Source organism: Pseudomonas petrae, assembly GCF_021728295.1.
Taxonomy (GTDB): Bacteria; Pseudomonadota; Gammaproteobacteria; order Pseudomonadales; family Pseudomonadaceae; genus Aquipseudomonas; species Aquipseudomonas petrae.
Map to the genome: position 1 here is coordinate 64,888 of NZ_JAKJXE010000001.1, position 24,717 is coordinate 89,604.

At 60.5% G+C, this 24,717-nt stretch carries 16 protein-coding genes and 2 pseudogenes; 4 read left to right on the top strand and 14 right to left on the bottom strand.

Annotated elements, in window-relative coordinates:
* Positions 1-3: 3 nt before the first annotated feature.
* The 5 genes from iolD to L4G42_RS00325 all read right to left on the bottom strand — a co-directional run bounded on the left by iolD (position 4) and on the right by L4G42_RS00325 (position 7,439).
* Positions 4-1,935, bottom strand: coding sequence for a 3D-(3,5/4)-trihydroxycyclohexane-1,2-dione acylhydrolase (decyclizing) (iolD, locus tag L4G42_RS00305; RefSeq protein ID WP_237259098.1), 1,932 nt, complete (start codon positions 1,933-1,935; stop codon positions 4-6).
* 239 nt (positions 1,936-2,174) lie between these two features.
* Positions 2,175-3,674, bottom strand: coding sequence for a CoA-acylating methylmalonate-semialdehyde dehydrogenase (locus tag L4G42_RS00310; protein WP_237252192.1), 1,500 nt, complete (start codon positions 3,672-3,674; stop codon positions 2,175-2,177).
* Between the two features lie 19 nt (positions 3,675-3,693).
* Complete coding sequence (gene iolB / locus L4G42_RS00315) at positions 3,694-4,503, bottom strand: 5-deoxy-glucuronate isomerase (protein ID WP_237252193.1); 810 nt, start codon at positions 4,501-4,503, stop codon at positions 3,694-3,696.
* Positions 4,504-4,505: 2 nt separating this feature from the next.
* On the bottom strand, positions 4,506-5,441 hold the full coding sequence (gene iolE / locus L4G42_RS00320; RefSeq protein ID WP_237252194.1) for a myo-inosose-2 dehydratase: 936 nt from the start codon (positions 5,439-5,441) through the stop codon (positions 4,506-4,508).
* A 60-nt stretch (positions 5,442-5,501) separates the two neighbouring features.
* On the bottom strand, positions 5,502-7,439 hold the full coding sequence (locus L4G42_RS00325; protein ID WP_237252195.1) for a bifunctional 5-dehydro-2-deoxygluconokinase/5-dehydro-2-deoxyphosphogluconate aldolase: 1,938 nt from the start codon (positions 7,437-7,439) through the stop codon (positions 5,502-5,504).
* A 246-nt stretch (positions 7,440-7,685) separates the two neighbouring features.
* On the opposite strand from L4G42_RS00325, the gene L4G42_RS00330 reads away from it, so the two are divergent.
* The 3 genes and pseudogenes from L4G42_RS00330 to L4G42_RS26165 all read left to right on the top strand — a co-directional run.
* Complete coding sequence (locus tag L4G42_RS00330) at positions 7,686-8,612, top strand: MurR/RpiR family transcriptional regulator (RefSeq protein ID WP_237252196.1); 927 nt, start codon at positions 7,686-7,688, stop codon at positions 8,610-8,612.
* Positions 8,613-8,876: 264 nt separating this feature from the next.
* Positions 8,877-9,560, top strand: a pseudogene (locus L4G42_RS26160) (PAS domain-containing protein); the annotation flags it as partial.
* A 105-nt stretch (positions 9,561-9,665) separates the two neighbouring features.
* A pseudogene (locus L4G42_RS26165) lies at positions 9,666-10,097 on the top strand (methyl-accepting chemotaxis protein); the annotation flags it as partial.
* A 594-nt stretch (positions 10,098-10,691) separates the two neighbouring features.
* Here the strand turns inward: L4G42_RS26165 and L4G42_RS00340 are convergent.
* The 8 genes from L4G42_RS00340 to L4G42_RS00375 form a co-directional block, all read right to left on the bottom strand.
* On the bottom strand, positions 10,692-11,693 hold the full coding sequence (locus tag L4G42_RS00340; protein ID WP_237252198.1) for a lysylphosphatidylglycerol synthase domain-containing protein: 1,002 nt from the start codon (positions 11,691-11,693) through the stop codon (positions 10,692-10,694).
* A complete protein-coding gene (clsB, locus tag L4G42_RS00345; protein WP_237252199.1) occupies positions 11,690-12,922 on the bottom strand; it encodes a cardiolipin synthase ClsB in 1,233 nt (410 codons plus the stop codon). Before clsB ends, L4G42_RS00340 begins: the two co-directional genes overlap by 4 nt.
* Before the next feature lie 23 nt (positions 12,923-12,945).
* Positions 12,946-13,740, bottom strand: a complete 795-nt coding sequence (locus L4G42_RS00350; RefSeq protein WP_419789321.1) for an endonuclease/exonuclease/phosphatase family protein — start codon at positions 13,738-13,740, stop codon at positions 12,946-12,948.
* Positions 13,737-14,654 carry a DUF72 domain-containing protein gene (locus L4G42_RS00355; protein WP_237252200.1) on the bottom strand — a complete coding sequence of 306 codons (918 nt, stop codon included), beginning with the start codon at positions 14,652-14,654 and terminating at the stop codon, positions 13,737-13,739. The genes L4G42_RS00350 and L4G42_RS00355 overlap by 4 nt, the downstream gene beginning before the upstream one ends.
* Positions 14,655-14,796: 142 nt before the next feature.
* Positions 14,797-15,432, bottom strand: a complete 636-nt coding sequence (locus L4G42_RS00360; protein ID WP_237252201.1) for a CGNR zinc finger domain-containing protein — start codon at positions 15,430-15,432, stop codon at positions 14,797-14,799.
* A 114-nt stretch (positions 15,433-15,546) separates the two neighbouring features.
* Complete coding sequence (locus L4G42_RS00365) at positions 15,547-18,966, bottom strand: PAS domain S-box protein (protein ID WP_237259187.1); 3,420 nt, start codon at positions 18,964-18,966, stop codon at positions 15,547-15,549.
* Between the two features lie 271 nt (positions 18,967-19,237).
* Entirely contained in the window at positions 19,238-20,146 is a 909-nt protein-coding gene (gene glsB, locus L4G42_RS00370) for a glutaminase B (RefSeq protein ID WP_237252202.1), read from the bottom strand.
* Positions 20,147-20,444: 298 nt separating this feature from the next.
* Positions 20,445-21,161 (bottom strand): penicillin-binding transpeptidase domain-containing protein, encoded by a 717-nt coding sequence (locus L4G42_RS00375; protein WP_237252203.1) that lies wholly within the window; start codon positions 21,159-21,161, stop codon positions 20,445-20,447.
* 324 nt (positions 21,162-21,485) lie between these two features.
* Here L4G42_RS00375 and L4G42_RS00380 point away from each other — a divergent pair, with 324 nt between their 5' ends.
* A complete protein-coding gene (locus L4G42_RS00380) occupies positions 21,486-22,064 on the top strand; it encodes a hypothetical protein (protein WP_237252204.1) in 579 nt (192 codons plus the stop codon).
* Between the two features lie 512 nt (positions 22,065-22,576).
* Here L4G42_RS00380 and L4G42_RS00385 read toward each other — a convergent pair.
* A complete protein-coding gene (locus L4G42_RS00385; RefSeq protein WP_237252205.1) occupies positions 22,577-24,661 on the bottom strand; it encodes a calcium-binding protein in 2,085 nt (694 codons plus the stop codon).
* Positions 24,662-24,717 lie beyond the last annotated feature (56 nt).

Below are 24,717 nucleotides of genomic sequence, written 5' to 3' on the forward strand. Positions count from 1 at the left end.
CGTTTAATACTGACGGGCCTTGGCCAACGCCGCTTTTTGCCGTTCGTACGCATCGGCGGTTGTACCCGTGGTCGACACCTGCGCCACGCCCACGCGCCACCACGACAGGTAGCCGTGGATCATGGTTTTCGGCAGCACCTTGATGTCGATCAGCGTCGACACCGTTTGCGTGCGCGCATCCGCCAGCGCTGCTTCGAGTTCCTGCGCGTTGCTGACCTTGTAGGTCTTGCAGCCATACGCTGCGGCACTCATCGCAAAATCCACCGGCACGAAATCACCATCCAGCTGGCCGGTTTCGGGATTGCGGTACCTGAACTCGGTGCCGAAACTGCCCATGCCGTTGCCCATCTGCAAATTGTTGATGCAACCGAAGGCCATGTTGTCGAGCAGCACCACGTTGATCTTGCGCCGTTCCTGAATCGACGTGGCCAACTCCGAGTGCAGCATCATGTACGAACCGTCGCCAACCAGGGCGTAGACCTCACGCCGGGGCGCCGCCATTTTCACGCCCAACGCGGCGTTGATCTCATAGCCCATGCACGAATAGCCATACTCGACGTGATAACTGTCAACACTGGTGCTGCGCCATGCTCGCTGCAAATCCCCGGGCAGACTGCCGGCCGCCGCGACGATGACCGCGTCCGATGGCAACTGCTGATTGAGCACCCCCAGTACCCGGCTCTGGGTCAGGCAGGAACCGGTCATCTCGATGAAATCGCGCAGCACCTGCGGGTCGAGATGGCCGCTGACTTCCGGCTCGAAATCCTCGGTCTGATATTCCACGGCGTACAGCCGATCCACTTCCGCGTCCAGGGCAGCCCTTGCCTCGCGCGGCTGATCGCCCCATTGCGCGCGGTACTCGCCCAGGTGATCCGCCAGGATCTGCAACGCCAGTCGCGCATCGGCCAGCACCTGTACGCCATCGAGTTTCTGCACATCGAATGCGCCGACGTTGAGGTTGAGGAACTGCACGTCAGGGTTCTGGAACAGGGATTTCGAGCCGGTGGTGAAGTCGCTGTAACGGGTGCCGACGCCGATGATCAGGTCCGCTTCCCGCGCCAGGGTATTCGCCGCCAGGGTGCCGGTTTCGCCGATGCCGCCCATGTTCAGCGGATGGGCGGAGACGATCGCGCTCTTGCCGGCCTGGGTTTCGCTGAACGGAATGCCGAAGCGCTCGACGAACGCCTGCAACTCGGCGGCCGCGCCGGAGTAGCGCACGCCGCCACCACAGATCAGCAGCGGTTTGCGTTTGCCTTTGAGCAGCGCCACGGCGTCGCTGAGCATCGCCTCCGTGGGCGGACGGCGATCGATGCGGTGCACGCGTTTTTGCAGGAATGAATCAGGGTAATCGTAGGCTTCGGCCTGTACGTCCTGGGGCAGCGCCAGTGTGACGGCGCCGGTTTCGGCAGGGTCGGTGAGCACGCGCATGGCGTTGAGGGCCGCGCTCATCAGCTGCTCGGGGCGGTTGATGCGGTCCCAGTATTTGCTCACGGCCTTGAAGGCGTCGTTGGTGCTGATGCTGAGGTCGTGGAACTGTTCGATCTGTTGCAGCACCGGATCGGGCTGGCGGCTGGCGTAGACATCGCCGGGCAGCAACAGCAGCGGAATGCGGTTGGCCGAAGCGGTGGCCGCGGCGGTGATCATGTTGGCGGCACCGGGGCCGACCGATGAGCTGCAGGCGTAGACCTTGCGCCGTAGGTGTTGCTTGGCAAAACCCATGGCGGCGTGGCACATGCCTTGTTCGTTGCGGCCTTGATGAACGATAAGGTCGCCGCTGTCCTGCTCCAGCGCCTGGCCCAGGCCAAGCACGTTGCCGTGACCGAAAATGGTGAACACCCCGGCGACGAACTTGCTCTGCACGCCGTCGACTTCGACGTACTGGTTATCGAGAAACTTCACCAGGGCCTGGGCCATGGTCAATCGAGTCGTGGTCATGCTTGCACCTTGTTGTTATTGGCGGTGGATCTGGGCTTAAACGCGATCGATCGTAGGAGCGTGGCTTGTCCCGCGATCGGCCGGGAACCGGTCGTGAAATCTGCAACCGTTATCAACCTGACACACCGCATTTAACGGAATGACTGCCGCTGCGGTCGGACGCGACCCCGGGCAGATCGCGGGACAAGCCACGCTCCTACAGGGGTTTGCGGTCCCCGAGGGCTCGAGGAGATGTCCCCCTACTTCGCCGTCGGCATGCTGAATTCCGCGCCCTTGGCGATGCTGTCCGGCCAGCGTTGCATGACGCTCTTGTAGCGGCTGTAAAAACGCAGGCCTTCTTCGCCGTAGGCATGATGATCGCCGAACAGCGAGCGCTTCCAGCCGCCGAACGAATGCCAGGCCATTGGCACCGGGATCGGCACATTGATGCCCACCATGCCGACCTTGATGTTGCGCGCAAAGGCCCGGGCGATCCCGCCGTCACTGGTGAAGCACGACACGCCATTGCCGAATTCGTGGGCGTTGATCAGCTCCACCGCCGAGGCAAAATCAGGCACATGGACGATCCCCAGCACCGGCCCGAAGATTTCCTCCTTATAAATAGTCATCGCAGGCGTCACGTTATCGAACAGCGTGGCACCAACGAAGAAGCCCTGTTCCGCCCCCGGCACCGAGAAATTGCGCCCGTCGACGATCAGCTTCGCGCCTTCCTGCACGCCCTGGGCGATGTAGCCCTCGACCTTCGCCTTGTGAACCGCCGTGACCAGCGGGCCCATGTCCGAATCGGCGCTCATGCCGTTGCCGACCTTGAGCGCATCGATGCGCGGCAGCAGCTTGTCGATGAGTTTCTGCCCCACGTCACCCACCACCACGGCGATGGAAATCGCCATGCAGCGCTCGCCCGCCGAACCGTAGGCCGCACCGATCAATGCGTCAGCAGCCTGATCCAGATCGGCATCGGGCATGACGATCATGTGGTTTTTCGCACCGCCCAGCGCCTGCACGCGTTTGCCGTGGGCAGTGCCCTGTTGATGAATGTATTCGGCGATGGGCGTGGAGCCGACAAACGAAATCGCCTCGATGCCCTTGTGTTGCAGCAGCGCATCCACGGCCACCTTGTCGCCCTGCACCAGGTTAAACACGCCATCCGGCAGGCCCGCCTGCTTCAACAACTGCGCCATCAGCAGGCTCGCCGACGGGTCGCGTTCGGACGGTTTGAGGATGAAGCAGTTGCCGGTGACCAGCGCCATGGGGATCATCCACAGCGGCACCATCACCGGGAAGTTGAACGGCGTCACGCCCGCGCAAACACCCAGTGGCTGGCGCAGGTTCCAGTTGTCGATGCCGCCACCGATGTTGTCGCTGTAGTCGCTTTTCAACAGGCTCGGCGCGCCACAGGCAAACTCGACGATCTCGATGCCACGGACCACTTCACCCTTGGCATCGGAAAACACCTTGCCGTGCTCGCGGCAGATGATGGCCGCCAGTTCGTCATGGTGCTGGTCGAGCAATTCCTTGAACTTGAACATCACCCGCGCACGCCGCAGGGACGACTGATCCGCCCATGCGGGAAATGCCGCCTGGGCAGCGGCGACGGCTTCATCGACGGTCTTCAGTTCCGCCAGCGCCACCCGGGCCTGTACAGCGCCGGTGGCCGGATTGAACACGTCACTGAAACGCTCGGCGCTGTCGTGAATCTGGCCGTTGATGTAGTGGCCGATGATCGGGGCGTTGCTCATTTCAGGGCTCCTTCGAAGCTTATAAATCTAGCAGCCAGCTATGCTGCGGATCGTTGTGAAATTGCCAGGCGCGCTTTGGGCCGGCCATCACGTTCAGGTAATAGGATTCATAGCCGTACGGCACGCTGACCGGGTGATAACCCTTGGGCACCGTGACCAGATCGTTGTTCTCTACGGCCATGGCCTGATCGATGCTGCGATCGTCGGTGTACACGCGCTGGAACACATAGCCCTGAGGCGGGTTGACCTGGTGGTAATAGGTTTCTTCGAGAAAGCTCTCGTGGGGCAAATCGTCCTTGTCGTGCTTGTGCGGCGGGTAGCTCGACGAGTGTCCCGAGGGCGTGCGCACTTCCACCACCAGCAGTGAATGCGCGGGTTCGGAATCGGGGAGGATGTCGCAGACGTAACGGGTGTTGGCCGCCCGGCCACGCACGCTGCGTTTCATCGTGTCGGGTGTGATCACCCGCGCCGGCAGGTCTTTGGACGCATCGCCTGGCGCGGCGCACACGGCAATCTGCACCGCGCTCAACGCCGTGACTTCGGCCTGGCTGCCCGGTGGCAGGTACACGGCGAAGGGCGATTTGTCTTCGAACACGGACTGCCGATCGCCGAGGTTTTCCCAATTGAAACCGCCCTGCCCCGGCGCCTCGCCACTGACGCTGATGCGGCCGCTGAGCAGCACCAGGCAGATTTCCTTGTCGCCCGCACTCACCGGCAGACGTTCGCCGACACTCAATCGGTGGGCGGAGAACCCGACATACGTCAGCACGCCATCGGCCAGCGCTACCACGTCGCGCCCTTCTGCTTTGCTCTTGACCAAGAGATTCATGTTCACAGGCTCCGGTGTTCAGGCGGTTGTTGAGGCTGGTGATGCCGTTGCGCGGTCGCCAGCAGAGTGCGCAGCGTGTCAAAGCCCTTCTTCGCGTAGGCATAGCTCGGCGCGACGGCCGGGTCCTGTTCCGCTTCGACCACCAGCCAGCCTTGGTAACCGGCCTGCATCAACACGGCCAGGTGCGCGGCGAAATCGATGTCGCCATCGCCGGGCACGGTAAAGGTGCCGTTGACGATGCAGTCCGGAAAGCTCCACAAGTTGTTGCGCGCCAGTTGCACCACCGGTTTGCGCACGTCCTTGAAATGTACATGACAGACGCGATCGATGTGTTTGCTCAGCACTTGAAGCGGTTCGCCGCCCCCCATGTAGCAGTGACCGGAATCGAACAGCAGGCCGACTTCGTCGCCGGTCAGGGCCATCAGCATGTCGATGTCCTCCGGCGATTCCACGTACGCGCCCATGTGGTGGTGATAGGCCAGACGCACGCCTTGGGACAGCGTGAACCGGGCCAGCTCGGTGAGTTTGTCGGCGTAGGCCTGCCAGGCACTGGCGCTGTGAAAGCGCGGCCGCTCGACCAGTCGGATGCGCTGGCCCTGAATCGAATCGGCCACTTCGCCGTAGACCAGCACCGTGGCGCCGTTGTGCTTGAGCAGTTCAACGTGGCTGGCGATGGCGTCGATTTCCTCGGCCGCCGAGCGGCTGGCGAGTCGACCGGAATACCAGCCCGACACCAGCGCCAGGTCATACGGGCGCAACACATCGGCCACGCCTTGGGCGTCTTTGGGGAATTTGCCGTTGAGTTCAAAGCCCTCGTAGCCGATCTCCTTGCCCTCACTGAGCGCGGTGCTCAGGGGCGTTTCGCCGCCGAGGGCTGGGAGATCGTCGTTGCTCCAGGAAATCGGGTTGATGCCAATTCGGATTGCAGAAGCGGGCATGGCTGCACCTTTATTTTTGTTATCTCGTTCAACTGAAAACATAGGCCTCGGGTGCTGACTTCAGGCCCGGGCGTCGCGCCAGGATTCGATCAGGAAACCGAAGTTGCTCTGCACCCGAGTGATCAGGTCCGCATCATCGATTTCGCCTTCAAGCCAGGCTCGGCTGGGCTCGTGAAAGATCGTGCGGCCCACGGCAAAACCCCGGCAGGTGGTGCTTTTCGCCGCCTGACGAAACCCGGCCGCGAGGGTTTCGGCGGGCGCGTTCAGCCCCAGCAACACCACACCCCGGCAATACGGATCGCGCTCGTGAATCAGCGCGTCGAGCTGTTCCCAGACCTCGGCGGGCTGCGATTCGATTTTCCACCAGGCCGGGTAAATGCCAAGGTTGTAGAGGCGCTTGAGGGAGCGGTAGATGACGTCCGGGTGGGTCGAAGGATGATCCTTGGGCGGAATAATCTCCAGCAGCAGTTCGTGACCGCTGGCCAGCGCCGCCTGATACAGCCCCAACAACTGCGCTTCCTGTTCCAGGCGCAGCATCGGTTCGTCGTCCGGGTGGTATTGCACCAGGCACTTGATGATCTGTTCTTGAGGCCAGCTTTGCAGGGTACTGCCCACCGAACGCCCGTGTTCGAACGCCAGCGGGCGCGAGCCCTGCACTTCGACGGGTCGGGCCACCCACCAGCCGCGCCCGCTGGCGGCATTCAGTGAATCCTGACCAAAGCGCTGATCCGCCAGCACGCCGACATCGGCCGCGATGCCGCGCTTGTGCAAATCGGCCTCGACCCGCGCGACCGCTTGAACGAACAACTGCTTGAGCTGGCCGATACAGGCAGGATCGCGCCCGGCCTTTTGCGCCAGCTCCACCAGTTGCCCGCGATGATCGAAGGCGAAGATGAACAGCGGCTGCCATTCGCGACGGGGCACGCTGACCCGGTGCAGGCGTTGCAGCACCGCGTCCTGATCGGGTCGGGTAATCGGCACCGGGCTGTTGAACAAATATTCCAGCTCGACCAGCGTCGGCATGGCCGGCGCGCAGGCATGCCGCGACACCACCAGACCGCCGCAGGCATTCGCCAACTGGCAGCAGCGCTCGTCGCTCTCGTCGTTGAGCCAGCCCTTGAGGAAACCGGACATGAACGCATCGCCTGCGCCCAGCACATTCAGCACTTCCACGCGCACGCCGGGGTAAATCGCGCCGTCTTCAAGCTTCGCCGGAATCGCCCCGTGAATCACCGTGCAGCCTTGGGGCCCGAGCTTCACCACCAAAGTCGCGGCACTGAGCTCGCGGACCCGGCGCAGGGCGCTGAGCAAATCGGTCGAGCCGCCGGCGATGAGGAATTCTTCTTCAGTGCCGACGATCAGGTCGAAGCGCGGCAGGATGCGTTGCACGTGCTGGCTGACGGTTTCGTTGGCGACAAAGCGCGTCTCGCCGTCAGACTTGCCGGCCAGGCCCCAGAGCACCGGGCGGTAGTCGATATCGAGGACACGTTTGACGTTGTGTTTTTCGGCGTAATCCAGCGCCTGACTGCTGGCGCGGAACACCTGATCGGTGGAGAAATGCGTGCCGGTGATCAACAGCGCCTTGCTGGAGGCGATCTGCGATTCATGGATGTCTTCAGGCTGCAGCGCCATGTCGGCGCAGTTCTCGCGGTAGAACACCAGCGGAAAGGTTTCGCGATCCTTGATGCCGAGAAGGACCATGGCGGTCAGGCGTTCGGCGTCGACCTTGATGCCGCTGACGTCACAGCCCTCCCGCGCCAGGGATTCAACCAGAAAACGGCCCATGTGGTCGTCGCCAACCCGGGTCAGCATGGCTGATTTCACCCCCAGCCGTGCGGTGCCGAAAGCGATGTTGGCGGAGGAGCCGCCGAGGTATTTGGCGAAACTGCTGACGTCCTCCAGACGCGCGCCGATCTGCTGCGCGTAGAGATCGACGCCCAGGCGCCCGAGACAAATCACGTCCAGCTGACGCCCAGTGGCAAAACGAGTCTGGCCCATGCCGGCCCCTCTTCTTTTATTGTTATTGATTTGATGACTGTTGCCCTTGCCCACAAGCGTGGTGCTTGCTGGCGAGTTCGTGGATGCAGACTAGAACGGCGCCGGGGCTTGATCAATGAATTTTTCTAAATTATTTTCAGGTGGAATATTTATTCCACTTTGCATTGCGGGTCGCAGCCTGCAAAACTGGCCGCCTGTCTTCCCGGACAACCTGCCACGCCACAACCCGCCAAAGGATTCGCACGTATGTCCAGCCTCGATCAGCCAGGCTCCCCTGATACCGGAGCCGACGGCGCAACGCCCGTCACCGCCGCGCCGGAGACCGCCGATGCACTGCTCAAGCTGATCACGGCCGAATACGAGAGCCTGCCGCGTCAGCTCAAGCGCATTGCCAGCTACATGAGCCAGCAGAGCGACCGGATCATGGTCGACCGCATCAGCGACATCGCCCGGGAATGCGAGGTGCATCCCTCGGCCATCGTGCGGTTTTCCCAGCGCTTCGGCTTCAGCGGGTTCAGCGAGATGCAGGCGTTGTTCCGCGAGGCCTACACCCACAAAGCCACGCCGGTGCAGAACTACCAGCAACGCATTCGCAGCATGATCGCCAACAAATCGCAGAAGGCCAGCGCCGGCGACCTGGCCCGCGAATGTGTGAACGCCACGCTGTCGGGGCTTGAGCGGCTGGCGCTGGAACTGGACGACGAGGCCTTCGAGAAAGCCGTGGACCTGGTGGTCAACGCCGACAACATCTACGTGGTCGGGGTGCGACGTTCATTCGCCGTCGCCGACTATCTGGTCTACAACCTGCAGCACACCAACAAACGCATCCACCTGATTTCCGGCCTCGGCGGCAGTTACCGCGAGCAGATGCGCAGCGTGCGCGCCAATGATCTGGTAATCGCCATCAGCTTCACGCCCTATGGCAAGGAAACACAGCACTGCCTGCGCATCGCCCAGCATCATCAGGCTAAGACGTTGATCATTACTGACAGCAACCTTTCGCCGCTGGCCAAACGCGCCAATGCCGTGCTGCTGGTCAACGAGGGCAGCTCGTTCGCGTTTCGTTCCCTCAGCGCCACGTTGTGTTTGTGTCAGGCGCTCTTCATTGCCGTGGCCTATCGTCTGGAGCTGAAGGTGGACGAAATCTCCGAACAGGCCGGTTTCGACGACTGACACGCGACGACCTTATACAAACCCGACGAGCTGTATAACTTCCGTATAGCTTTTTAACATTACCTGCGTAATTATCCGCTGCACTGCACATGGAATTCGCATCTGAGCGACCTCTCGCTCGCCAGGTCATGGATCAGGACCACACCTCATCCACTTGCCTGAGCCGCCATCATGTTTTTCGACTCGTCCAAGAACAAAACCATCCAGGAGCTGCAACTGACCGTCGCCCATCAGGCCAGCCTGCTGGAGGCGATCAATCGCTCGATGGCCAGCATCGAATTCGATCTGAACGGTGTGGTGCTCAAGGCAAACGACAACTTCTTCAAAACCATGCGCTACCGGCCCGAGCAGGTCATCGGCAAGGAACACCGCATGTTCTGCACGCCGGAGCATGCGCGCAGCCCGGAGTACGCGCAGTTGTGGTCGCGCTTGCGCAATGGCGAGTTCGTGTCGTCGACGTTCCAGCGCATTGCGGGCGATGGCAGCACGGTGTGGCTGGAGGCCAATTACAACGCGGTCAGGGACTCGGACGGCAAGGTTATCCGGGTGGTCAAGTATGCGATGGACGTGACCGCCAGGCTTCAGGCCGAGAGCGAAACGCGCAATAAATTGCAAGCCATCGACCGCGCCATGGCGTTGATCGAGTTCGATCTGGACGGCACGATCATCGCCGCCAACGACAACCTGTTGCGCTTGCTGGGCTACAGCCGGCAGGAGCTGTTGGGTAAGAACCACAAGATGCTCTGCCCGCCTGATCTGGCCAACAGCGCTGATTATCAGGATTTCTGGCGTCGGCTGAACAAGGGCGAGTTCTTCAGCGATCAGTTCAAGCGTGTTGGCAAGCAGGGTCAGACGCTCTGGCTGGAAGCGTCCTATAACCCGGTGTATGACGCGTCCGGCAAGCTGTGGAAGGTTGTGAAGTTTGCGTCGGACGTGACCGCGCGCATCGAGAAACACGAGGAGGATTCCCACAGCGCTGCGCAGGCTTATCACATTTCGGTGCAGACGCAGAAGTATGCCGAACAGGGCACGCAGGTGATTCAGCAGGCGGCCAGTGAGATGCGTCAGATTTCGCGGAATATCGATGACTCGTCGCGGATCATCAGTCAGTTGGGTGAGCGGTCGGAGCAGATTACGGCGATCGTGAATACGATTCGCAGTATTGCGGATCAGACGAATTTGCTGGCGTTGAATGCGGCTATCGAGGCGGCGCGGGCCGGTGATCAGGGCCGTGGATTTGCGGTGGTGGCCGATGAGGTTCGGCAGTTGGCGGGGCGTACGAGCCGTTCGACGCAGGAGATTTCGGAGATGATTCAGGTGATTCAGAACGAGACGCGGCAGGCGATTGTGAGTATGGACAATACGCGGAGCACGGCGGTGAAGGGGGTGGATCTGGCGGATCAGGCGGGGGATGCGATCGTGCAGATCAGTTCGGGGACGAATGATGCGGTGGATGCAGTGAGGATGTTTGCCGGTAGGGATTGATCTTTAACGTCAACAGCGTCTGCCTGGGGGCAGACTGTTTCGCCTTCGGCGAGTTACTTGATAAAGCCCGAAGTAACCAAGGGCTTGTGCTCCTGGTTTGGCCCTTCCTTCGTCAGGGTTCCTTCACTCCGGTCCCGCTCCGTGGGCCCGCGCCGAACGGACATCCATGTCCTGACGGCGCTCTCGCCGCATCCCTGCGGCTCGGCCCACTGCGCGAGACCTGCGTTCAGCCTGCACCAAAGTCGCGTTTGGCGTCGCTTGGACTTTATATGTACGAAGATCAAAAGCGCGTCTATGCAGATCAAGAGCTTCCCGGCTAAAGCCGGTCCTACAGTCACAGCCAATCCTACTGACTGCGCGCGTGCTGATCGTTCCCACGCTCCGCGTGGGTATGCATCCCGTGACGCTCCGCGTCACCAGACGCCGATCCCACTGAATGCACGCAGTGTTTTGTAGGACCGGCTTTAGCCGGGAAGAGGCCGGTTTGGGCACTGCATTTTTTGGGATGTTTGGAGGGGACTGATTTATTTACACGCCTCACCTTAAATCATCTGTCCCCGTGCTCCCGCCTGCCCCCGCGTCCCTCTTCCCCACTCACAACTGCCCTTCATTCCTGCTCCGCATGGCCTTCGCGCGTTTTTCCAGGACCACATAAACCACCAGCGCGATCATCAGGGGAATGAGGAAGTAGATCACCCGATAGCCAATCAGCGCGGCCAGCAGTTGGCCTTTGCTGAATTGGTGTTGCATGAGGGTGATGAATACCGTTTCCAGTACACCCAGCCCAGCCGGGATGTGGGCGATGACGCCGGCGATGCTGCTGATGAGCAGGATTCCTAGTACCGCCGGGTAGAAGGCTTTTTCCGGCAGCAGCACGTAGATCAGTAGCGCCATCAAGCCCCAGTTCAATGCGCCCAGCAAAGCCTGACGCATGGCCTGGTTCAGCGAGGGCAGCACAAACTGTTGCTTGCGAACGGTCCAGGTGCGTTTTCTGGAGAAGCGGCAGGCCAGGAAGTACGCCAGGCAGACGGCCAGCAGGACGAAGCCGATTAGTTGCAGCGTGGTGTCGCCAATCTTCCAGCCTTCGGGCAGGTCGACGAAGTCCCCGGCAAACACAAAACCGGCCAGCAGCATGTAGCCCAGCCAGTTGGTGATCAGGCTCAGGCTGAGAATGCGTGTGATGGTCGGCACGTCCAGGCCCAGCCGCGAATACAGGCGATAGCGAAGCGCGATGCCGCCGACCCATGAACTCAAGTTGAGGTTGAAGGCGTAGCAAACGAAGGTCACCGGGATGATCTGTTTCACCGCCAATTTGTGTTCGGTGTAGCGCCGGGCCAGCACGTCGAAGCAGCAATACGTCAGGTAACTGCCCGCTGCAATAAGGAAACCCAACGCCAAGGTACTGAGTTTGTAGGACTCCAGCGCGTGCATCACCTCGTTCCAGTCGAGGTTTTTCATCAGGGTGAACAACAAGACCGGCACCGCGATGAAGAAGAACAGCGTGAAAGCGCGCTTGGCCCACGTCAGCCACGGACGGTTCTTGCCTGCGTCGACCGGTTTCTGCTCGTGGGTGGAGGCTTGGGAGACGCCGGTCATAGGGATTTCTCCTGATCGGCCGGCAGCTCGTTTTTGAGCGCGGCGGCTTCCGGCAGGGTTTCTGGCGCGCGCAGGGGTTTCAGGCGTGGACCGTGCACCGGGAACAGGCCGGCAATGGCCGGGAAGTGCCGAAGGAAGTGGAAGCTGAGGAAGATCATCGGCGCACGCCACCACTGCCCTTTCGCCAGGCCCTTGAGGTTGACCTGTTTGCTGTGGGCCACGGCGAGGTCGCGCAGGTGTTCGTGCAAGCGCTGGTTCAAAGCGTGGTCGCGAATGAACAGGTTGGCTTCCAGGTTCAGCGCCAGACTCAGCGGATCCAGGTTACTCGAGCCCACGGTTGACCACTCGTGGTCGATCAACGCGACTTTGCCGTGCAACGCCCGCTGTTTGTATTCATGGATGATCACGCCTTCACGCAGCAGCCAGGTATAGGTCAGGCGTGAGCACACGCGCACGAACGGCATGTCCGGCTGGCCCTGGAGGATCAGCGTGACCTTCACCCCGCGACGGGCCGCATTGCGCAGTTCACGCAAGAACCGGTAGCTGGGAAAGAAGTAGGCGTTGGCGATGGTGATGCGCTGAGTCGCGCTGCGCATTGCCAACAGGTACTGCTCTTCGATGTCGGTGGTGTGGTGACGGTTGTCGCGTTCGGCGAGGAGCATCCGCGCACTGCCGGCCTGACGCGTCACCGGTTTGAGCGGCGTGAAGGTCTTGCGCACGGCGGGGCCGAGCATGCCCAGCGTCGAGCGATAGATGTCCGCGACGATCGGCCCGCGCACCAGCACGGCGTAATCCTGCTTGGCGGTGATGCCGGTGTCGGCCATGTGGTCGACGCTGTAGTTGATCCCGCCCATGAACGACGTCTCGCCGTCGATCACCACCACTTTGCGGTGCAAGCGCCGGAACAGGTTGGTGCGCATGCCCATCAGTTTCGGGCGCGGGTCGAACAGCTGTATCTGCACGCCGGCTTCGATCATCTTGCTGACGAACGCCGTGCTCAGGTCGCTGGTGCCGTAGTCGTCCACCGTGATGACCACACGCACGCCACGGCTGGCGGCGGCGATCACCGCCTGCTGCAAGCCCTCGCCGATACGGTCTTCAAAGATAATAAATGTCTCGATCAGCACTTCTTCGCGCGCCGCACGAATGGCGTCGAAGACCCGGGCGAAAAAGTCTTCGCCATTGATCAACAACTCCACCGAGTTGCCGTCCCGCCAAAGGCCGCACATGGCGCCCATCGCTCTCATACCCCTCAAAGCGTTACCTCCACCGCCAACGGCGCATGATCGGAAAGGTGCGACCAGGGGCGATTGGACATCACCCTGGGCGACCGAATGTGCGCGTTGCGCACGTAAATGCGGTCCAGGCGCAACAACGGGAAGCGGGCCGGAAAGCTTTTCGCCGGCGCACCAAATGATTCAACAAAGACCTCGCGCAGGCCGGCAGGATTCAACACGCTATCGGCCTTCCGCCGCCAATCGTTAAAATCCCCCGCCACGATCACCGGCGCATCGGCCGGCAGACGCGCCACCAGATCGGCAAGCAATTTCAGCTGTTGCTGGCGATGAACCTCTTTCAGGCCCAAATGCACACACACCGCGTGCAGCTCGCCGAAATGCGGCACGTCCAGCACACAATGCAGCAGGCCGCGTTCTTCGGTGCCGAGGATAGAGATGTCGAGGTTGTCGTGACGGATGATCGGGTACTTGGACAGCAACGCATTACCGTGGTGGCCGTGGGGATACACGGCATTGCGGCCGTAGGCAAAATCCTTCCACATGCTGTCGGCGAGGAATTCGTACTGCGACGTGGTCGGCCAGTTCTTTACGTTTTGCGCGTGGTCCTGATGCTCGCCGTGGACTTCTTGCAGGAAGACGATATCGGCGGACACCGTGCGCACCGCATCGCGCAGCTCCGGCAGGATGAAGCGTTTGTTGAGGAAACCGAAGCCCATGTGCATGTTCATGGTCAGCACGTTGAGCGTGACTGAGGCCGACGCGCTTTGTCGTCGGCCGTTGAGGTCTTCGGGGATGAGGGCACTGGTCACAACGTGGCTCCATGCAAATCGCCTGGCGCAACTTCCAGGTGTTCAGTGAGATTGAAACGCTCAAGCAACCGGCGCGCATCGTAGGGGGCGCGGACCTTGATGTCGTTATCGAAATAGCAATAAACGTCGCGGGACTTCCGCGCTCGGGGTGTTTTGTCCACGATCAGTTGAGCATCCTTGGGCTGCCCGCCCCGCTGCCAGGCATCGATGCGATCGCCCCAGTGCTTGATCGCCTCGTCGGAATAGCCGCTGGCGTAGAGTGCCTTGTCGCCATGCAGACGCACATAGACAAAATCGGTGGCGAGGTCTTCAACGTGGGGCCACTTGCCAGCGGTGTCGGCGACCACCAGCGCGACCTTGTACTTGCGCAACAGCGCGACAAACGCCGGCACCAGAAAGCTTTCATTGCGGATTTCAACGGCGTGACGCACCTTCAGACGCGCCGGAATGTCCAGATAACCCGGCTGCTGCAACCGCTCGGCGCACTTGCTGGCGCGGGCCTTCGCGGCTTTACCGTCGTGGGGCAGCAGTTTAAGAAAATGCTCGAAGCGCTCGGCGTCGAATTTGAAGGTGGGCGCGAACTGCCAGAGGATCGGCCCCAGTTTTTCCTTGAGCTGAAAAACCCCGGAGGCGAAAAAGTTGGCGACGGGCTCGTCGATCTCTTTGAGGCGGCGGACATGGGTGATGTAGCGCGGGCCCTTGACGCTGAAGACGAAGCCCTTTGGCGTGTCGTCGTACCAGCGCGCGTACAGGTCAGGCGATTGCAGCGAATAGAACGAGCCATTGATCTCGATGCTGTTCACGGCTCTGGAGGCGAATTTCAACTCGTTTTTCTGCGTCAGGCCGACGGGATAGAAATCCCCGCGCCATGGCGTGTAACGCCAGCCTGAAATGCCGATATGGATGTCGCCCATGCCTGTGCTCTCTCATGTCCTGCCGCGGCAACTGCCCCGACACTTGTGAACTAGAGATAAGAAGCTTGAGAACGTGGCAGGTTCCCTGGCTTTTTGCCGGCGTTACGGCGCAAATTGCCGCAGGCTTCACCACTGCTTGCGCTCAGGACTCGGCCATGGCCCTTTTGACCTTTTCCCGCGCGCCGCAGACATTCATCTGGCACCAGCGACGACGACCGTTTTTCGAGGTGTCGAGAAACAGCCAGTCGCAGTCCGGCGTGGCGCAGGCCTTGAGCCGGGCCATATCGCAGGAGGTGAGCAGCGCCGCCGCCTGAACCGCGAGACGACCGATAAATCCGGCCGTCATCGAGCCCAGGTCTTCACCGACACGCCAGCGCCAGATCACACCCGCTGGCGTCAACACCAGCAGGCGCTGGTCGGCACTGTCGGCCAGCGCCTGACTCAACGCATCGAGGCTGACCGGATCAGGATCGTGGTCCAGCGCCATGGGCAGCAACAATCGATACAGCGCTTCACGGAAATCGATCAACTGCTGAAACGCCGTCACGGTGTGCCAGGAAGAACGCCCCACCAGCGCGACGAAGTGCTGATGCTCCTCATCGTCGATCAGCCCGGCATGGCGGAACCAGTGAACGATGTCCTCCAGGTTGCTCAGCTTGTCGACGACCTCCCGCAACCCCGTGCCCGGGCGACGGCCGTCACAGGTATTGAGGTAATCCAGTACAGCGGTCCCGCCGACGAGGCGGATGGCATTGATCTTCAGTTGTCCGATAGACATGGCATGCCCTCAGTTTGAAGCGATAAGGGAATGATGGCAGAGAAGTGAGGGGTTGCTGAAGTTTCGGACGGTCGTGGGAGGTGCAAATTCGCCACTAACCTCGCTGCCGCTGCCTTAGGGTTTCCCGACAAGTTGCGACAGACTCGCCGCCAATTCGCTCTTGCGGAACGGTTTGGTCAGGCGCGGCAAATCCGGATCGAGCCCTTCATGTTCGGCATACCCTGAGACGAGCAAAATCGCCGTCCCCGGCCGGGAGATTCGGACCCGTCTGGCCAGGTCGGTGCCACTGATGCCCGGCATGAGGTGGTCCGTGACGATCAGATCGACGTGCTGCCCGGTGCCCAGCAGTTGCAAGGCTTCCTCGCCGGACGAAGCTTCGATCACGCGGTAGCCCAGATCGGCCAGCATGTACGACGTGCTGGCGCGCACCAGTTCTTCATCGTCGACCAGCAGCGCGATCCCGCGCAGGGAGCGTCGGTCGGGGGCCTCGTCGATACGCGACGCCGCGGCCGGCACGGTCATGCTGCGCGGCAGCCAAAGCTCCACGTTTGTCCCCAGACCCGGCGAGCTCTGAATCGTCAGCGCACCGTTCAGCTGGGACGCCAGGCCGTGCACCATCGACAGACCCAGCCCCGTGCCTTTGCCGACGCCCTTGGTGGAAAAGAACGGTTCCACCGCCCGGGCGAGCGTGGAGGCATCCATGCCGATGCCGGTGTCCGCTACGGACAGGCACAGATAGTCGCCGGTCGGCAGACTGGAGCGGTGCCCCTTGCACACCCACTCGGTGCTCGCAGAGATTCTCATCGTCCCGCCTTCAAGCATGGCGTCGCGCGCGTTCACGGAGAGATTCAGCAGCGCCATTTCGAGCTGGTTCGGGTCCGCCATTGCGGCTGGCAGATCAGGCGGCGCGTCGACGACAACGCGGATTTGCGGGCCGGTGGTGCTGGCGACGAGATCGCCCATGCCGTTCACCAGCTTCGCCACGTCGACCGACACCGGCTGCAACGGCTGACGGCGAGCGAAGGCAAGCAACCGCTGCACCAGCGTCCTTGCACGATCGGCTGATTGCACGGCGCCGGAGATCAGCCGCTGTTCACGTTCGCCGCCCACGCCTCGGCGCTGGAGCATGTCGAGGGTGCCGACGATCGGGGTGAGCAGGTTGTTGAAGTCATGGGCCACGCCGCCGGTCAGCTGACCCATGGCTTCCATCTTCTGACTCTGGCGCAGCGCAGCCTGGACTTCTTCCCGCTCGGCGATGGCCATGGCAATCCGTCCTTCAAGCGTGGCATTGAGTTCGCGCAGGCCCTCCTCGGCGTCCTTGCGGGCGGTCACCTCGATCGCCGTGCCGGTGACGCGCAGGCAGCGGCCGGCGGCGTCGAACAGGCCCCGCCCCTTGGCGGCCACCCAGCGAATCACGCCATCGTCCCTGCCGACGGTGCGGTAGTCGACGTCATAAAGCGCGCGGCGTTCAGGGTCGATGGCCGCCTTGAACGCCTCGATCGTTGCGTCCCGGTCCTCGGGATGCAAGCCGTCATAAAAATCTTGAATCGTGACCGGCACGTCAGCCTGGATGCCGAACATTGCTTTGGTTCTGGGCGGCCAGATCAGCGTGTCGTGAACAATGTCGACGTCCCAGAAGCCGATGTCCGCGTGTTCGACGGCAAGGCGCAGACGCTCTTCGCTTTCGCGCATGCGCATCTCGGCGCCCACCCGCTCGACATGCGCCCAGCAGCGCTCGACGACTTCCCTGACGAGCAAGACTTCCGACGGCAACCAGTCGCGAGGCTTGTTTTGATGAACCGCCATCATGGCTGTCAGCCGGCCATTCTTGACCAGCGGGCAGCAAATGATCGCGTCGATATCAATCCCGCGAAAGGTCTCCAGGCCTTCGCTGGGACCGAGCTCTGCGACGACGTCGCGCACGATCAGCGTGCGGCCTTCGCGCATGTCAGCCGCCGCCCGCGGGCCGAAAAGATCGAGGCTGTAGGTCCCGGCCGAACTCTGGATGCCAGCCGCGTTGTAGTCGCTGCGAATCCAGAACCGGTCATGGTCAACGTCGACATCGGCGTAGGCGCAGCGTGACACGTTGAGCTTGCCCCCGAGCAACTCGGTCGCGGCGAGCATCGCGTCTTCGGCCCGGCGGATGTTGAAAAGGCGGTTGTCGAAATCATCAAAAAAGCTCAGTCGCTCCGCGCTCTCTTGAAGCGCCGCTTCCGCCAAGTGCTCGGCCGTGCGGTCGCGGAAGATTTTCACAAAACCGCCCTGATCCGTGGCCAGGGGCATCATCAATCCGGAGCCCCAGAAGCGCGCACCGTTTTTATTAACGTGCCAGCGTTCGTTAACGGCCCGCCCCTGCTCCATCGCGAGTTCGAGCTCGCCCTGGAACACTCGCTCGACCTGGTCCGAATCGGTGTAGAACAGATCGCCCTCGCGCCCCATGACTTCCTCGGCGCGGTAGCCGATCACGCGCTGGGCGCCGATGTTCCAACCGGTGACCGTGCCCCGCGCATCGAAGGTGATGATCGCGAAGTCCTCTGCGCCTTCGACTATCTGGCGGTAGCGCGCCTCGCTGCTGCGGATCGCGGCCTCGGCGCGCGCACGGTGCACGACCAGTCCCACCGTTTTGACCACAAAATCGCCGATCTCGATATCCGCTGGTAACGGCTCGCGCAGCTCAGGGTGATACATGACGAAAGTGCCGAGCATGGCGCCCTGTGCCGACCGGATCGGAATGGACCCGCAGACGTGCAGCCCGTGTCCGATGGCCAGCTCCCGGAACTCGGCCCACTGCGGGTCGTTCGCGATGTCGGACACCGCCGCCCGCGGGTTCGAAATCGCCACGGTACTGCCAGAACCTGCAGCTGCGCCGACATTGATGCGTTCGACAGCATCGGTGAACGGAAGGGGCAGGCTAGGTCCGGCGCAATGCTGCAGCTGACTGCCCTCCTCGTTCAGAAGCAGGATGCTGCCAAGGAAACGGGACGGCGACAGCGCCTCCACCTCGCGGACGATCGCGTCCAGCGCGACATTCAGCGGCGTTTCTTCAACAGCCAGTTCAAGAATACGGTTCTGGGCGGCTCCAAGTGCTGCGCCCCGATTGCGTGCCTGGGTCAGGCGCGCGTTTTCGATGGCGATGGTTGCCAGCCGCGCCAGACTTTCCAGGCGTTTGACTGTGTCAGCGTCGTGACTGCGGACCTGCGACCAATAAGCGCCGAGCGCCGCGACCGGAACAGGTCGACCGATGGGCGCCATGACCAGACTGCGGACGAACGTCGGTGCATAGGCATCCTGCGGGATGCGTGGATCGAGCCGGACATCAGGGATCGAAACCGTCTCGCCGCGACGCATGACCCACCCCGAAATGCAGTGGTCGGCCGGGAAAGTCTGGCCTTCCCAGAGCGGAGAAACCGCATCTTCCGCTATGTAAGAGCAGCGCCCGTCATTTTGAATAACGATGGCAACGCCGTCCGCTCCGACCGTGGCACGCGCTACGTCGCGGAGCACGGCGACGACCTCGTCCACTGATTCCGCCATCACCAGCCGCTCACTGGCATTCAGCACATGAGACAGGCGCTCATCGCCGCTTGGATCGACCGGAACAGTAGGCAAACGGCTCTCCCGACAGCGCCACGGGATCTCTTTCCCGCAGGCTGGTTCGAAATGGATGGGACAAAAAAAGGCATTGTATCGGGTAACCCTTCGCCCTCGACACGGCTCCATTCAGGTTTTTCAGAAAAGCGACCAATGCGCGCACAGGTGATTTTTTTGAATGTTTCACAAAATGTGAAACGACGACGCCCCACTCTCAGAAAACAGACCAGCCAATCCGCGAACTCAGCAACTCCAGCGCCGCCATTCCCGCGAGCGAATTACCTGCGGCATTCAGCTCCGGCGACCACACGCACACGGTGAACTGTCCCGGCACGATCGCCACGATTCCGCCCCCTACCCCGCTCTTGCCCGGCAACCCCACGCGGTAGGCGAAGTTGCCGGCTTCGTCATACAGCCCGCTGGTGGCCATGATCGAGTTCACTTGCTGGGTCTGGCGCGGCGTCAGGATTTGCTCACCGCTGTGCTTGCAGAACCCGTTGTTCGCCAAAAAGCAAAACGCCCGGGCCAGGTCGAGGCAGTTCATCTTGAGCGCGCAGCAACTGAAATAACTGCGCAGCACGGTCTCGACCTCGTTATGGAAATTGCCGAACGACTGCATCAAGTAGGCCATGGCCGCATTGCGTGCGCGGAATTGATACTCGGAATCCGCCACACGGGCATCGATCAACACCTGGGGATTGCCCGACAGGCGCCGTACGAAGTCGCGCATCGATAATGTCGGTGCGGCAAATCGAGACTGGTTGATGTCGCAGATCACCAAAGCGCCGGCGTTGATAAAAGGATTACGCGGCCGCCCGCGCTCGAATTCCAGCTGCACCAGCGAGTTGAACGGCTGGCCCGACGGCTCATGACCCAGGCGCTCCCAAATGGCTTCGCCGGAATGCCCAATCGCCTGAACCAGGCTGAACACCTTGGAAATGCTCTGCACCGAGAACGGCTCCAGCGCATCGCCCGCGCAGTAGTAGGTGCCATCGTTGCCATACACCGCGATGCCCAACTGCTGCGGCGGCACATCGGCCAGCGCGGGAATGTAATCAGCCACCTTGCCCTGGCCGATCAAGGGACGCACTTCGTCGAGAATCTCGTTCAACAGCGTTTGCATGGAGGGTCCTGGCGTTGATCCCCTGACGGCAGCAGGGGTTAGGGTTCATGACGAATGCTGGAGGGGCGAGATCACACAATTGGGCAGGATTTTGGTTTCTGTGGCGGGTGGGTTGACGCTTTTAAGTTGGCAGGCGTTGGTTGGCCGACAGCTCTTGTGGGCTGAATCTTGTTGGAAATTGGTCGCGCCATTAGATCGAGGTGTCGGGACTGAATGCTGGCCGCATCGCCGCGATGGCTTGGTCAATAGATGGGCCTTCAATGGGCTGGGGGTCAGGCCGCTCGCAGAACTCTTCGCATCAGGCATTAGTCAATGACAGATCAATAACGGTAAAAGCCGAATGCCGTCCGATACGCTGCGTTTCATTCATCACTTCACTAGCGAGCTGACCAGCTCGGGCCAATGCTGTGCCTGTTTTACCGTGAACATCCCAACCGTCTGGCCGTTGGCCGATTTGCGAAATCCGACTCGTCATATCGAACGCATGTGGGCTCACGGGTAGTTGACGATTCACCAGCCTCCCCAAAAAAGTGACCTGCTCGCGAGGGGAGATCTTCAAGGAAGAACTGATCCAGGCACGATCAAGGCCATTGTTTTTCCCCGGATCACCAGACAGATCAGTATCTCCATAATCGAATGACTCCGCATAGCGCTTAACCACTGCCTCGCCAAACGCATGAGTCACGCGTTGAGAGAACCACACCACAGAATACTGAAACCACCGGGCTGCATCCGTCGGCTCCAGCCAGGCAGCTCCGCCCCAATCGGGATCACCGGGGCGGTACGGCAACGTAGGAGAATGTTCATCTTGCAAAAAAGCTGCGTCGAAACCCATCAGGCTTATCGCGATCTTGAATGTCGAGGCGGGGGTCACTCGGCTGCTGCAATCACCCTCTTCCAACAGGACCTCACCGCTTTGAGCATCAGCGACAATGGTGCAAATAGTCCCGGCCAGTGCCGCTGAAATATTGAATCCCAGAATCAGTAAACCTAACGCAAAGTTGCGTATAAACATCCGTTCTATTCCTTTAGTAAGTGCCCCAAAAGCCTTACCGCTTGATCGATGTGACTCGGCCGTTCGAACTCTACGGGAAGGTATGGAGGACTTCTGCAGTTTCGTCGGCCGAGTTTCGGCCGACGATGCGTGTATTTACGTCCAGAGGAGATCAGTCAATTACTTACCAAAAAGGCGCTCATGCACCCATCCGTTATTGGTAAGGATCATTGCACGCGTTAACCTAACCGGCTGGGTACGGCAAAAGCAGACGGGCGCGGCCTGAGTCGTTATCCTAAATAAAAGACTTTTCGTAAAAGCTGAATCAGCAGAAAAAGGTTCGCCATGGAAAGCGATGTCACGCTACAAACTTCAGCCACGCCGAAATCAATCGCTAACGCCTTTCCCCCCTACCTAAAATTGGAGGCAGCTCGTCTGAGCTTGGTCATGGGCGATACCCGATTTGCTGATCATCGAAGCATAGAGGTCACAGCAGACAAAAATCGTGTGGTCATTCCATACCGAATCCACCACGAGGGCAGCGAGCAGGATGGTAGGTCTCTAAGCCGGACGCTAAGCATTATGTACTCTTGCCTATTGACCAGGCACCACAATGGCTATGTGCGCCAGCGCCAACTTGAGCGCATCCTCCCGGTCTCCGAACCCTGGGTTGTTCCATTCGTTGTTCAGCTCACTGGCGAGTATGTGATCGAGGTTCTCGACACCTGCGAATCCCACTTCTCCCTGCTTGACCCTGTGCTTTACGGCGCTTTCATCAGAGACAACCCGAAGTATTTTCAGGCCACACGGGACCGAATGATCAGCTACTGGGATTGCTATTATCGGTTGCTGTACAAGCGTAAACCTGACTATGTCGGGTTCAGGCTGTTCGACCGACTCCAGGAGTTTTCATCTCGTCTGTGAAAACTGAACCGCCCCCCGGCTTTCTTAAATACCGCTGTCCGTCAGCTATGGGTCGATTCTGTTGAAAAAGTCGGTTCCTCTAGACCGCCCGCATACTGACCGCAGAAAACTCCTTTTTTGGGCGCCGCTACGCGAAATGTGGGCCCGGAATCCTCTGCTAAATGTAGAGATTTCAATCTCAAGCGCGTACTTTTCTACGGTGGAAAACATGGCCGACTTTTTCAACAGAATCGGTCGAAAGCGGTCATCCACGGCCGACGGCTATCGACCCAAAGCGGCCTGTCGCCTTGGGTGGCAGTCGGCCCAATGTCCTTTCCTGCCTTGCTAAAAAAGCTGCTCCATGTCTTCCTCGACGCCAATCCTGGCAGCAGCCACCAACCTATAACGTGAGTTTTCTGGATGCTTCAGTCCTAACAGGCCTAGCGGCCCGCGAAATGTGAAATGTGAAATGTGAAATGTGAAATGCACCACGCCGTCTCAAGGCAGCGCAGTGCAAGTGAAGCAGTGCTCAATCAGGCAATGTAATGGCTCGGGTCCAGCGTGGCTGCCGCCCCCACCACTTTCACTGGCACTACGGGCGCGAATACCATGTTGTCTTCGTTCAAGACATCGAGCCAGTTACCGGCCAAAGCAATTTCAAATCTGTGGCCTTGGTTATCCGCATCTACATCCTTGAGGTAAGTACGGTCCAGCTCCCCGTTGTAGGCCATCTTTAACGTAGTCCCTGTGCCGTCACCGAATTCGGTGTAGCCCAACTGCGACACATCGATCTTGTCGCTAGGGCCTGCGAACCCAATGATAAGGTCGACAAAGCTTTTCGAGTCGGTACGGTAGCTGTCGTCGGTAGACAGGTAGCGGAAGATATCGTCGTCTTGATGGTCATCGACCCAGTACGAGAAATCGCCTCTGTCACCGCCATTGAGTTGGTCAGCGCCCTGCCCCCCAATCAAGATATCGGACCCTGCCCCGCCGTTGATGCGGTCGTTGCCAGCCAGGCCATTAATCACTTCCGACAGGGCCGAACCGGTAATGGTATCCCCGCCCGAGGTGCCCTCGATGACAGGGCGTGCCGTCACCACATTATCGCTGTTGAGCTGACTGGCCAGGTTGCCGTCCAGCACCAGCTCAAAGCGATGTCCGGAGGCGTCCGCATCGTAACTCTTCAAGTACGTACGGGTACCTTCTGCATTCGTTTGCACAGCGAGCGTGCCATTGTGGCCATTGCCAAGACCAGTAAAACCAAGGCCGATCAGGTCAATGCGGTCCTGGGAGGCATCGAAATCCAGAATACGGTCACTGGCCTGGCCGGTGCTCGTGCGGTAGCTGTCTGCTATGTCAGTGAAACGGAATATATCCGCCCCGGCACCGCCGGTGAGCACGTCCTGCCCGCCATTGCCCTGCAAGACATCGTCGCCCGCAAAGCCGTTAATGAGTTCGGCGGCCTCTGTGCCTCGCAGGATGTCCTGCCCCACGTAACCGTCGATATGGACCTTGCCGTCCTGGCTGCCGAAGGTGGTATCGAGGCTGCCATCTGCATTGAGACGCGTGATACTGAAGTCGAGGTTGTGCAGGCCCGCGACCACGATTTTGCCATCTGCCTGTACCGTGACAGCGTCCGGCGAGCTATCGCCGATAGTGACCATGCCCTTTTCGCCGAAGCTGGTGTCAAAGGAACCGTCGGCATTGAGCCGCAGTACACTCGACACAGAGCTTGCGATGTCGTGGCCTACTACGATGATTTTACCGTCCACTTGGACGGTCACTTCAGAATCGCTTCTGAAACCCAAGGCTGTATCTAAGTAGAGTTTACCCTGATCCCCAAAGCGAATGTCCAGCTCACCGTCCGGCATAAAGCGCTGGAGCGCGTACTTGTCAACAAAGCGGATGTCCGTAGGCGAATCGTGCGGAACCTCGACCATATAGAGCGCGCCGAGAAGAACACTGCCATCTGGCTGGACACTGGTTGAAATATCACCACTCCCAAGGTCGGATGTGGTGTTCAATGCCAGCGTCCCCTGGTCACCAAAGCCTGTGATCACAGCGCCGTCGCTACTCAGTTTAGTCACCTCAACCTGACCGGTGCCGCGAATGCTCACATACACGGTGCCATCAGCTTGGGCTTTGAGATCCATGCCGCCGTAGAGGTCTGTAGCGATCGTCTGTGCGCCGTCCTTGCCGAATGTGCTGTCGAGCGTACCGTCACTGTTGAATCGCTCTACCCGTATGCCGCCCTCCACCGAATGGGCGGCCACCACTCGCCCGTCCGGCTGAACAGCCATGATGTCGTAGTCCCACTCAAGATCTATGCTGGCCGGAACCACATCCACGCCTCCCTCGCCGAACGCGGTGTCCGGGCGACCGTTCGGGTCGAGCCGCACCACAGAGTGATCAAGCTCGTAACCATAACTTTCCTCGCCTGGCGCTCCGGGGTAACCCCAGGCAAGGTGCTGGCTATAGCCACCTACCAGGATCTGGCCATTGCTGTTCACCAATACGCTTTCTGCGTAATCCAGCTGCCCTGTGAGATCGACACTGACCGTGCCGACGCCGGTGGTGACAGTGTGAGTGAGTACTGACGTGCTGGCGTTAGTGTTCACGGGTTAATCCTTTAATGGTTCGGGTTGGATCCTCCACTGTAGTTCACCTTTTGCCG